The 11619-nt window shown below is 59.5% G+C and carries 11 protein-coding genes and 3 pseudogenes; 3 read left to right on the top strand and 11 right to left on the bottom strand.

Annotation, left to right across the window (positions count from 1 at the left end):
• Positions 1 to 102 (bottom strand): annotated as a pseudogene (locus PMI11_RS37965) (transcriptional regulator); the annotation flags it as partial.
• A 474-nt stretch (positions 103 to 576) separates the two neighbouring features.
• Here PMI11_RS37965 and fdxA point away from each other — a divergent pair.
• Positions 577 to 921 carry a ferredoxin gene (fdxA, locus tag PMI11_RS04140; RefSeq protein WP_007813682.1) on the top strand — a complete coding sequence of 115 codons (345 nt, stop codon included), beginning with the start codon at positions 577 to 579 and terminating at the stop codon, positions 919 to 921.
• Between the two features lie 19 nt (positions 922 to 940).
• A complete protein-coding gene (locus PMI11_RS04135) occupies positions 941 to 1831 on the top strand; it encodes a dihydrodipicolinate synthase family protein (protein WP_007813680.1) in 891 nt (296 codons plus the stop codon).
• Between the two features lie 17 nt (positions 1832 to 1848).
• Here the strand turns inward: PMI11_RS04135 and PMI11_RS04130 are convergent, their stop codons facing one another.
• From PMI11_RS04130 to PMI11_RS36295, 10 genes and pseudogenes are all read right to left on the bottom strand, one after another.
• Positions 1849 to 3246: an amidohydrolase family protein gene (locus tag PMI11_RS04130; protein WP_007813678.1), complete on the bottom strand. Its 1398-nt coding sequence runs from the start codon at positions 3244 to 3246 to the stop codon at positions 1849 to 1851.
• Positions 3247 to 3253: 7 nt separating this feature from the next.
• Entirely contained in the window at positions 3254 to 4177 is a 924-nt protein-coding gene (locus tag PMI11_RS04125) for a LysR family transcriptional regulator (protein WP_007813676.1), read from the bottom strand.
• 35 nt (positions 4178 to 4212) lie between these two features.
• Complete coding sequence (locus tag PMI11_RS04120) at positions 4213 to 4989, bottom strand: enoyl-CoA hydratase-related protein (protein ID WP_007813674.1); 777 nt, start codon at positions 4987 to 4989, stop codon at positions 4213 to 4215.
• The gene (locus PMI11_RS04115; RefSeq protein ID WP_007813672.1) at positions 4986 to 6143 is read right to left on the bottom strand and encodes a CaiB/BaiF CoA transferase family protein; all 1158 of its coding nucleotides are present in this window, start codon (positions 6141 to 6143) and stop codon (positions 4986 to 4988) included. The genes PMI11_RS04120 and PMI11_RS04115 overlap by 4 nt, the downstream gene beginning before the upstream one ends.
• Positions 6140 to 7498, bottom strand: a complete 1359-nt coding sequence (locus tag PMI11_RS04110; protein ID WP_007813670.1) for an FAD-dependent oxidoreductase — start codon at positions 7496 to 7498, stop codon at positions 6140 to 6142. The genes PMI11_RS04115 and PMI11_RS04110 overlap by 4 nt, the downstream gene beginning before the upstream one ends.
• A 29-nt stretch (positions 7499 to 7527) precedes the next feature.
• Positions 7528 to 8361 carry an ABC transporter permease gene (locus PMI11_RS04105; RefSeq protein WP_007813668.1) on the bottom strand — a complete coding sequence of 278 codons (834 nt, stop codon included), beginning with the start codon at positions 8359 to 8361 and terminating at the stop codon, positions 7528 to 7530.
• Entirely contained in the window at positions 8358 to 9176 is an 819-nt protein-coding gene (locus PMI11_RS04100) for an ABC transporter ATP-binding protein (protein WP_007813665.1), read from the bottom strand. The genes PMI11_RS04105 and PMI11_RS04100 overlap by 4 nt, the downstream gene beginning before the upstream one ends.
• 5 nt (positions 9177 to 9181) lie before the next feature.
• Entirely contained in the window at positions 9182 to 10216 is a 1035-nt protein-coding gene (locus tag PMI11_RS04095; RefSeq protein ID WP_007813664.1) for an ABC transporter substrate-binding protein, read from the bottom strand.
• Between the two features lie 298 nt (positions 10217 to 10514).
• Positions 10515 to 10643: a hypothetical protein gene (locus PMI11_RS38350; RefSeq protein ID WP_280110097.1), complete on the bottom strand. Its 129-nt coding sequence runs from the start codon at positions 10641 to 10643 to the stop codon at positions 10515 to 10517.
• 14 nt (positions 10644 to 10657) lie between these two features.
• A pseudogene (locus PMI11_RS36295) lies at positions 10658 to 10888 on the bottom strand (DDE-type integrase/transposase/recombinase); the annotation flags it as partial.
• A gap of 34 nt (positions 10889 to 10922) precedes the next feature.
• On the opposite strand from PMI11_RS36295, the pseudogene PMI11_RS04090 reads away from it, so the two are divergent.
• Positions 10923 to 11564, top strand: a pseudogene (locus PMI11_RS04090) (sigma 54-interacting transcriptional regulator); the annotation flags it as partial.
• Positions 11565 to 11619: the final 55 nt, after the last annotated feature.

The following is an 11619-nucleotide window of genomic DNA, read 5'->3' as shown; positions in this document are numbered from 1 at the left end:
CACCCATCCCTTCGGCGGCGCCCTGAACCGGTCGATCGGGTGGAGCGCTCGAAGTCGTTCATCAAGGCGCAGGCGCCCCCTCTTTCGACTGTCGCTCTTCATCCATTGCCCTCAGACGATAAACTGATCATGAGACGATAAATATCAGCATACAGTCTGATTATCAATCCAGACGACTCAGTTTGTAATATGATTACAGGATTTAAATATCAGGCTGTAATCTGCGAATTGATTATCTAAAATCAAGTTGTAGTCTGCCGGATGTCGTTTTGCTCGAGCGACCCCAACAGTTTGTCCCTATTTTGTTCTGCGCTATAACGGTCGCAAGTGCTGTTTATAGAGTGGAGCGGCATTCCAATCGCTATTGTGCTGCAATCCCGAATGCGTTCAAGACCTCTGCAAGCGGCTGATGCATGGCCGCTGAAAACCTACACCATCTGTCTTCCGAACCCACTCGTTCGGCTCAAGCATTGCCGTTTCGGCAAGGAACGAGCCGAAAATCGGCGCTTCTTAAGAACGCTCTAGTTTGTCATAGTTTGCTAAAGGCGCCGTCCAGAGCGCTATGAGGCGAAGAATATGGCTTACGTCATTACCGAACCCTGCATCGACACGAAGGATGGAGCCTGCACGGTCGCCTGTCCGGTCGATTGCATCTATGAGGGGGGAAGGATGTTCTACATCCAGCCGGAGGAATGCATCAATTGCGGGCTCTGCCTTTCCGTGTGTCCGGTGGACGCTATTTTGTGGGATGAGGAAATGCCGGCCGAAAGGCTATTCCTGCGCGACGTCAATCGAGACTTTTTCGCTGACAGCGTCACCGGCTGGGGCGCGCCCGGTGGCTGGGACAAAAGCCGTACCACGACCCTCGATCACCCCTTCGTCACGGCCTATCAGAGCCCGTCCGAAGCCCGAATATCTTGAGAATGTGAGGAGCTTTCTCGTGACGCAAACCGGGATTGCCGGCGTGATCGCCGCCGTGCCGACACCAATCGATAGCCATGGTGATCTCGATGGTGACGCTTTCCTCGAGCATGCGCGCTGGTGCCTGAGCAATGGCTGTGACTTCCTCAATGTGCTTGGGACGACCGGCGAAGCCAACTCGCTTTCCGCCGCCAAACGCAGCGCCTTGATGACGACGGCGGCGCAAGGGCTGGATGGCAGCAGACTTATGGTCGGTACCGGCACGCCAGATCTTGAAACGACCGTCGCCCTGACGCGCCGGGCTTTCGATCTCGGATTTGCGGCCGCGCTCGTGCTGCCGCCCTATTATTACAAACCTCTCGAAGAGGATGGCCTTTTCGCATGGTTTGCCGAACTGGTGACAATGACCGCTGAAACGCCGATCGCGATTTACCTCTATAATTTCCCGCAATTGACGGGCATCGAGTTCTCCCCGGCCCTAGCGGCTCGGCTTGCTCAAGCCTTTCCGGAGCGAATCCATGGGTCTAAGGACAGCTCTGGCAACCTTGCCTATGCGCGGGAACTCGCCAAGATCGCCGGCTTTCGTGTCTTTCCGAGCAGCGAAACGGCGCTTGCCGATGCCGGGCGTGACGGTTATGCCGGCTGCATCTCCGCAACAGTCAATATCGATCCGCGCTCGTCGCAGCGTCTCTGGCACGACCAGGAAAATGCAGGCCTTCTCGACCATGTCCGCAGCTTGCGGCAAACGATCGCCGCCAACCCCCTCATTCCGGCAGTCAAATACCTCGTCGGCAAACGCACCGGTAATGCTGTCTGGAACTGCGTCCTGCTTCCACAATTGCCGATAACCGACCCAAAGAAGCTCGAAGGTCTCAGCGCTTTGCGAATTGGCGCACGGGTCGACGCATGATCTGCTTTGGCCCGGCTTCAGTCGATGCCGGGCCAGGTCGCATAAAAAGCGCGGGTGGCAGCGGACAAGGCACTGACGAGAGGGCGCTGCCTTTCAAGCCTTGGCAAATCGGCTTTCGCCTGCGCGAGCAGTTCCGACAACGCGGCATCAAAGTCCATGCCGGTCAGTTTCCCGTCCCGCATGACCTCCCGACCTGCAACGAATAGCCCTCTTGCAAATCCGGCACGCATGCGGGTCAAGAGGACTTCCGCCTCATCGAGATCGTCGAACAGTGCATCGGCAATCAGAGCCTGGTAGTCGACAATGGTGAAATCCTGCACATCTGGCGCATTGATGATCTGACGGCCGACCTTGATTGCGGCGTCGATGACCATATGCGCCGTAAACTGTCGGGTCAGGCCGCGACCACCGTGCAGAAGATAGAGAAGCCGCATCTCGCGCCAGAGATCCTGATCGTCGTCCAGTCCGGTACCATCAAGGCCGATCGCAAAGGCTGGGCCGCCGCGCGCGATCGTCGATGCGATGGGCGCGACGCCCGAACGCAGACGCAGATTGGCCGTGGGATTGCTGACGACCTGTACGCCGCGGTCGGCAAGCAGCTCCAGCTCATCGGCGCGCAGCTGGACGCCATGAGCAACGGCAAGCCTTGGTGAGAGGAAGCCAATCTTGTCGAGGTAGGTAACGACACCTTCGGGAAAGCGCCGGTCGAGCCAAGCGCGTTGGCGCGGGCTCTCGAGCAGATGCATGTGGATGCGTCGATCATAGTGCGAGGAAGCTTCGGCAATCGCCTCCAGAAGTGCGTTCGAACACCATTGTGGCCCGATCGGGCCATACTGCACGTCGATCAACGGATTGGTATTTGCGGCGGCGACAGTCTCGACGGCATCAAGCTGTGCGTGAATGGGCGCATAGTTCGGAATCGTGCCGGCGAGCGCATCCCAATCGCCTTCAGAGAGAAATTGGCGCAACCGCTGCGGGCCGCCATCATAAGCCCAGGCATCGTGGTCGAGCAGTGGACAGGAGAGGCCGAGCCGAATGCCGACATCGCCTGCGGCCCGCATGACAGCGCTTGCCTCATCGACCAGACGATCGACGTTGAGGGAGTTGTGGCAATGCATCGTCGCGCCGACGCCGGTTCTGGCAAGTCGGCCGAAGGCGACGACCGCTTCGAGATAGGCATCCGTTCTCGGCCGCAGCCTGAGGCTCGGTATCCACACCTCCAGCGCGTCGTCGGCCGCGCCGAAATCAAGGGTGCGGATGCCGTAGCCATGATCGTGAGCATTGACAGGTGACGGCATGATCAGATCGCCGGGCAGCGCAGCCACAGCACCGAACTGCGATGGCAGATCTATCAATCTGTCGAAACGCGTGGCCGGACCATAGCCAGGACATTTTAGCAGGCGGATCTCTTTCATGCTTTTCTCATCTGCTGACGATGGCTCTCAAATCCTCGCCGAACCTGCGCAGCTCTGTATTGAGCAGCTCGATGACCGCCTGGCTGGCATGGGTCAGATGCCGGTCGCGTGGTACGAAAATACCGATATCCACTGCGCTGAGCTTGAAATCCCGGATCGGGATGGCAACGATTTCGCCCGTCTGGATTTCCGGCCAGAGTCCAACCGGAGTAAAAAAGCCAATGCCGTCACCCGACATGATCAATGGCTTGAGGAGGATTGGATTGTTGGATGCGACCAAGGTTCGTCCCACCCGATTGAGCCCTGCAAGTTCGACCGCTATCGCCGAACTGACGACTTCGCTGTCGAGCGCCAGAAGCAGCTTATACTGGGCGCATTCTGGCAACGTCACCGATTTCGCCCGCGCCAATGGGTGCGACGAAGCGACCATGGCCATGAAGGCTGTGCGGATCGAGCCGACGAGCTTCAGGTCATGTGGTGTCGCAAGATCAAAGCTGATGCCGATATCAATGTCACCAGCGGCCATGAAATGGAAAATATTGTTGTAGGCTCCCGCTCGGACGCGAAAGTCCACCGCAGGATGCAGCTTGTGAAACCTCTTTATGAAATCAGGAAGAAACGTGACGAGCAGGCTATCGAGGGCGGCGATATGGACGCGGCCGGTATTCTTTCCTTGGAGGTCGCCGAGATTGGACTTCATGACCTCGAAGTCCTGCAGCGTCTCCTTGGCATGGCGCAGCACGATCTCGCCGGCTGATGTCAGCCGCAAGCCGTCGGAGAAGCGCTCGAACAGCGGCGTGCCGAGCTCATCTTCCAATTTCTTGATCTGACGGCTGACAGCGGAGGTTGCAACGTGCAATTCCTCGGATGCCTTTCGGATCGATCCGGAACGTGCGACCTCGGCAAAATACTTCAGAATGCTGGCATGCATGAAAAGCCCTCGGCAATCTCGAAGCTATAACATGCCTATCTGCCCTGCCAAACGGGCGCCCGCTTCTCGCGAAAGGCAGCCACACCCTCCATGGCGTCCTCGCTTTTCAACGCCTTGATCAGGGCGGGCGTCCGCAGCGCCTGCGCTTCTTCCGGGCTCAAATGAGCGGTGCGATTCACCGTCTGCTTGATGGCGCGCAGCGACAGCGGTGCACAGGCAACGATATCCGCAGCCCAGCGATCGACGGCGGCGTCAAGGTCCGCAGCCGGCACCACTTCGTTGACGATGCCGTAGTCAGCCATTTCGAGCGCGCTGAATTGCCGTCCGGTCAGCATGACGGCCATGGCGCGATTGAAAGCGATCTTGCGCTGCAGCAGGATCATGCCGCCATCGAGCGGCATGCGGCCGACGCGCGCTTCCGGCAGGCCGAAGCGTGCCGTCTCCACCGCAATAACGATATCGCAGCCGAGCACCATCTCGAAACCGCCGCCCAGCGCGTAGCCGTTGACGCGGGCGATGACGGGCACGTCGAGCGAGCGACGGAAGGCGAGACCGCCAAAGCCGTTTTCCCGGCCGACGGTCCAGTAATCGACGCCGGAACTGCCGCTGCCGCCCTTGAGGTCGGCGCCTGCACAAAAAGCCTTTTCGCCCGAGCCTGTCAGAACGACGCAGTTGATATCGTCGCGCTTCTCGATCTCCGTCCAGATCGACTCAAGTTCGGCTTCCGTCTCGGCATCGACTGCGTTCATCCGGTCGGGCCGGTCCAGCGTGACGCGGGCGACGCGATCTCCTACGGTGAAGGAGACGCTCATGCTGCGTCTCCCTGCACCTCGGAAAGCGAAGCCAGAATTTCGTCATTGTGCTGGCCGAGCTGCGGCGGAGAAATTCGCACAGTCACCTGCGCGGCCGACATGTCGATCGGCGAGCCGATCAGGCGGATCGGACCGGCTGCCGTCTCGCCTGCCTCGAGAATCATCTTGTTGATGATCGTCTGCTCGTCTTTCAGCGCCTCGGGGAGCGAGCGCACCGGCGCGCAGAGGATGTCCACGCCTTCCAGCCGCGCGATCCAGTGCGCGGTGCTGTTCTTGGCGAAATTATCGCGGAAGATCGCCTGTAATTCCGGCCGTCGCGCCATCTGGGCATCGAAATCCTTGTAGTGCGGATATTGCGAGAGGTCCTCGATCTCTAACGCCTCGCAGATGTCGCGCAAGGGGTTCGGCTTGAAGGCGCCGACCATGACGATCGCGCTGTCAGTTGTCTCGAAAACACCCGTCAGCGGGAAGGCGCCCCAGTTCAGGTCCTTCTGCCGCATCAGATGTGTCGTGCCCTCCTGCATCTGCATGGCGATCATGGAGTTGTAGAGGCTGACGGCGACCTGTTGGCCTTCGTCGGTCTTGTCGCGTTGCAGCAGGGCGAGCAGGATGCCCTGGACGAGATGCATGCCGGCGGAATAATCAGCCAGCGGGGTGGCATAGATCGAGGTCGGGTGGCTGTTGTCCGACTTGCGGCGCATGACGCCAGAGACGGCCTGCGCCAGCACATCCTGGCCGCCCTTATGCTGATAGGGGCCGGTTAGCCCGAATCCAGTACCGACAGCATAGATCAGGCGCGGATTGATCTTCTTGAGATCCTCATAGCCAAAACCCATGCGTTCCATGACACCGGGCCGGAAGTTGTTGACGACAACATCCGCCGTCTCAAGCAGCGCCTGCACGGTCTTGCGAGCGCTGGCATCCTTCAGATTCAACGCCAGGCTCTTCTTGTTGCGGTTGAGCGAGCAGAAGACCGGATTGTTGAGCCCGTCCGGATCGGAGCCGAGTGACCAGCGCGAGAGATCGCCGATCTTGACTTTCTCGATCTTGATGACTTCGGCGCCATAGTCGGCCAACACCTGCGTGCAGGAAGGGCCGAGCATGACCTGCGTGAAATCGATCACGCGGATTCCGTCGAGTGGCAAAGTCGTCATTCTGCAGCCTCCAAATATGTCGCGTTCTCCGAGGGAATGTCGCCTGGATCGGCTCCCTGAGCCCGCATCTGCTTCTGAATTGCCCGGATATCGGCCTTGCGAACGGTCGTTCCAGCATTGAGGGCAACCGTTGCGGCGACACCTGCCGCTTCGCCCATCGCCATGCAAGGCGGGATCTCGCGGCTGGATTTCTGCGCCTGTGGTGTTGCCGAATAGTGCCGGCCGGCAACGATCAGCTGGTCGACCTCTCTGGGCAACATCGCGCGGTAGGGCGTGTAGTAATCGCGGCCGCGGCAGACCGTGTCGGCAAAATGCCGGCGGGTCATGACGTCGTCCTTCGTCACGACATAGTCACCCTGGAGTAGCCGTGTCTGGCGCACGCCCGTCTGCGGCGCGAAATCGACGACATAGGCATTCTCGAAGCCCGGCATCTTTTCCCGCGCGAAATCGAGCAGTTTCGCGATCCTTGAGCGGCCTTCCATCTCCGCCTTTGTCAAATCCTCGACCTTCAGGCCGCTCAAGGTCGGCATATGCGGGCAGTTCAGCCAGACGACGCCGGGGAGCGGCGTCTTCAGCCACCAGAAGGACCAGCAACCGCCGATAAGCCGCTTGGCTTCGTGATCGAGCGCCTTGAAGGCTTCCGGCTCCTGCTGTTCGAAACGTTCTGCCGCTTCGGTATCGACCCCGCCCCAGCGCGACACCGTCGTCAGGATGAAGTTGGAGTCGACATGAGACGCGCCGGCACTTGCGGCGACATCGAGATCGCCCGTCGTATCGATGACGACATCGCCGAGGATTGCCTGCATGCCTTCCTTGGTCTGGCAGATGACGCCCTTGATCGTTCCGCCCTCGACGATTGCCGAGGAGAACCAGCTGTGTGTTCTGAGCTTGATCTTCGCCTCGGCGATCATGTCATAGGCGGCGCGCTTGAAGGCGTCGGGATCGAAGGCGGCGGAAAAGCAGATCGGATGTGGCATCGCTTGAGTGTGGAAGTCGAAGAGGCCCCATCGCGCCCAGCGCTGCCAGGCCTCCGGCGTATCGCGGAATTCGATCAGGCGATCACGGTCGCTCGGCGTCACGCAGAGCCCCCAGCGCTTCATGCGCTCGATCATCTCCATACAGATGCCGCGCACCGTGATTTCGAGCTCGTTGATCATATCGTCGAGCACGAGCACCATGCCGCCGGCGGCAAGCCCGCCGACATAGGGGTAACGCTCGAGAAGCGTGACGCTGGCGCCGTTGCGTGCGGCCGAGACGGCTGCGGCAATCCCTGCCGGGCCACCGCCGACCACGACGACATCCGAGCGATCGACGACACGGATATCCCGTGCAGGCTGATGAATAACCTGTTCCATTGGTGTTCCCTCGATGTTTTCTTAAGGCTTCAGTGTTGTCCGGCCGGCTTCCACCGGATCATCTTTGCTTCTGCGACGGAGACGATAAAGAAGAGGATCACAGCAAGCAGGGCGGCGATGACGACCGTTGCATAAAGCAGTGGCGAGCGGAAATTGTAGGTCGCCTCAATGATGAGTGCGCCGAGCCCGAAGCTGGAGCCGATCCATTCCGCGACGATCGCGCCCATGACACTGCTCGTTGCGGCAATCTTCAGTGCGGCGAACAGGAATGGCAATGAGCTTGGCAGACGGACCTTCCAGAGGATCTCAGAATTGCTGGCCGAAAGCACCCGCATCAGGTCCAGCATTGCGGGGCTGGCGGAGCGAAGTCCCTGCACCATGTTGACCAGCGTCGGGAAGAAGCAGATGAGGCCGGCGATGATGATCTTCGGAGCGACTCCATTGCCGAAGATCAGCACCAGGATCGGCGCAAGCGCGATGATCGGGATCGCCTTGACGAAGACCGCGATCGGATAGAAGGCCTTCTCGGCTGTCGCGCTGTGGACGAACCAGATCGCCAGCAGGATGGCGACAAGATTGCCGAAGACGAAACCGAGAACGGCCTCGAGCAAGGTCGGCAGGAAGTTTCGCGTCAGTGTCGTGGCATTGTCGCGAAAGGCATAGAGAACATCAAGTGGGCTCGGCGCCATGAAGGTCGGGATCTTGAAGATCCAGATGACCGCCTGCCAGAGCACGATGCAGCCGAATGCCGCAAGGATCGCCGGCATGTGCGAGAAGAAAACGCCGACGGTTGCGTCGAGGATGGCAACCTTGCGCGGCGTCTTGGCCACGCGACTGAAGTCAGAGTGCACGGCGTTGCTCATATGCATTCCTCCAGCAGCGCGCGCAGATGCGCGGTCACTTTGATGAAGTCGACCGTGTCGCGCATCGCAAGGGCGCGGGGGTAGGGAAGGTCGACTTTCATGAATTCTTTCACTTTGCCGGGATGGGCCTGCAGCATAAGCACGTGCTGGCCGAGAAAGACTGCCTCCGGGATCGAATGGGTTACGAAGACGATAGTCGTGCCCGTCTCGCGCCAGATGCGTAAGAGTTCCTCGTTGAGCTTGTCACGGGTGATTTCGTCAAGTGCGCCGAATGGCTCGTCCATCAAAAGGATGCGCGGCTTGGTTACCAGGGCACGGGCGATGGCGACCCGCTGGCGCATGCCACCCGACAATTCATGCGGAAGAGCATTTTCGCGTCCGTTGAGGCCGACGAGTGCCAGCAGCTCCATGGGATCGGCATAGGCGCTCTTGTCATGCTTGCCGACTTCCAGCGGCAGGCGAACGTTGTCGATGACACTCCGCCACGGCAGAAGCGTTGCCTCCTGAAAGACGAAGGCGAAGTCGCGTCCCTCACGTGCTTCGCGCGGCGGCCGGCCGAATACCGAGACCAAACCGTCGCTGATATGGACGAGATCGGCGATGCATCGCAGCAAGGTCGACTTGCCGCACCCGGACGGGCCGAGCATAGTGACGAACGATCCCTCTGGAATGTCGACAGAGATCTTGGAGAGGGCAGTGAATTCATTGCCCTTGTCGCCGAAACGAATATCCAGATCACGAATGGATACGGCAAGTCGTGCCATTTCGGCTGTTGCCAGCGGCTGTGGCTCCTTGATGGTGGCGGCGTTCATCATGACGTTCACCCGATTTGTTTGCGGATTTCGGTTGTCGCGTCGAGGATCGCCATGCTAGCGACGTCGTCTACGGTCGGTGTGGCACCTGCAAATTGCTTGAGATCGGCATAGGATTTGATCTGTGCCGCCCAATTGTCCTTGTTCATTGCGCCCCAACCGGTCTCTTTGGTGCTGTCGCCGAAGGAGAAATCGATGACAGGATGAACAGCCTCCAGCTCGCTTGCCTTATCGAGGTTGGGATAGGCGTCGACGAGCATATCAACGGCTTCTTCCGGATGGTCGCGCACGTAACCCCAACCCTTGGCCGCAGCCGTCGTGAAGCGCACCAGCACGTCTGCGTGTTTATCCAGCTGTTCGTCGGTCGTATAATAGACGTTGGCATAAAGCTTCAGCCCGGCGTCCCACAGCATCATGTCGACGCGCTCGTCGCCAAGCACCTTCAGGGCGTTGGTGTTCGTGACCCAGCCGGTGACGGCATCGGCCTGCCCCGTCATCAACTGGTTCATATCCGAACCCATGTTGACCATCTTCACCTTGTCCTCGGAAATGCCGTTCTGAGCCAGCAGTGCGCGCAAAAGGATGAAAGCCGTCGGTTGCGTTGCGATGGTCTTGCCGATCATGTCCTTCGGCTCGCGGATTGGTGACTTCTTCAGGGAGAAGTATGTAAAGGGATGCTTGCGATATCCGGCAAGGAACGCCTTGACCGGCATGCCCGCCGACCGCGCGAGCATGACGGACGGGCTTGAGGAAATTTGGCCGATCGTGGATTGACCTGCCGCAACGCCGGCGACGCCATCTACATTCGGACCGCCGGGGACGATGGTGAGATTGATGCCCTGCTCGGTGAAAAAGCCCTTCTTCTGGGCGGCGACCTCACCGATGAGGCCGTTCGAGGCTAGCCAGCCGAGCTGCATGCGAACCTCCGCAACATCGGCGGCCTTGCCGGCGCGGATACCGATGAAGGTCTGGGTTGCAGCGAGGCCGCCAACCAAGGCGGCATTGGATAGAAAACGGCGGCGATTCATCATGAATTGAGACATGCTGATAGTTCCCCTGTTGATTGGGCGATCGGACTTTTCGTCTCGTTATCCACCAATTGCCGGATGATGGGGGAATCTCGCGTTCTAATAAAGAACAATTATGCGCATTCTATATTGCCAAAAAGGCAACGATAGCTGCCGTTCGTTTTAGTTGATGCCGGTGCGGAGATGCGGGGGGAGCGGAAAGATATGGACATAAAGATATTCTCTAATCTGGCGCCTTTTGCGAAGGGCATCACGGGTAGCGCAATCCGGATCTGGAGCGGACCCAATTCGAACTGGACTCCCGGCTCCGTCGTCAGTCGAGCCACCGTTCGATGCGCTTGCGCGCGGTCTTTCGGGGCACGGCCCAGGACTGGATCCCCTTGCGCATGTCCGTCACGCCGCAGGCGAGATAGACGCGCACATTTGCGCCTGGCGCAATCATGCTTCTTCAACCGCTTCCGCCAGCCGCTCGGAATAGCGAATGGACACATATTGCGAGCCGCGGTCGGAATGAGGAACCAACCCGCCACGATGGATGGGCCGCCGATCATGCAGTGCCTGGTCGAGGGCATCGAGCACAATGCCCGCATGAGCGCTCCGGCTTGCCCGCCAGCCGACGATACGGCGAGCGAAAGCATCAATGACGAAAGCCACGTAGACGAAGCCCTGCCACGTCGCCAGTGGAGTAAGAAGCGCAGATGCGCTTCTCCTCCCCGAACCGTCCGCAGACTTCCAATTGCTTGCCGGCACCAATCGCGATCTCGGAGAGGACGTCCATAAAGGCAGGTTCCGTGAAGATCTCTATGCCCGCCTGAACCTTTGGACGTTCGAGCTGCCGGCTCTCAGCGAGCGCAAGGAAGATATCGAGCCCAATCTCGACTTCGAGCTTAAGCGCTATCTGGAACGTGAAGGCGAAAACGTCACCTTCAACAAGGAAGCGCGCGAACGCCATTTTGCCTTTGCGACCGGCCCGCAAGCCGCCTGGAGCGCCAACTTCCGTGATCTGTCGGCCTCGGTGACGCGCATGGCGACACTCGCGCCGCATGGGCGCATCACGACCGACGTTGTCGATGACGAAGTCAGAAGACTGAAGGCCTTTTGGCGCACAGCAAATGACGGCGCTGCAGCCGACGCAATCGTCATTGAATTCCTGGGCGCCGAAGTTGCCGATCGTCTCGATCGCTTTGACACCGCGCAACTTGCCACCGTCCTTCACACCTGCCGGGAACACCCAACGGCAAGCGCTGCCGGCAGAGCCCTATTCGCAAACTCGCGCCTGGAGAAGAAGAGCAGCAATGATGCAGATCGTCTGACGAAGTATCTCGCGCGCTTCGATCTCCGGTTCGAGGACCTCAAGAAGTGATATCCGAGACGGAAATAAGCGGGTCGGCGGTTCGAGCCCATTCAAGAGCAGGGAC

Source organism: Rhizobium sp. CF142, from assembly GCF_000281145.1.
Classification (GTDB): domain Bacteria; phylum Pseudomonadota; class Alphaproteobacteria; order Rhizobiales; family Rhizobiaceae; genus Rhizobium.
This window is presented reverse-complemented; position numbering and strand designations above follow the sequence as displayed.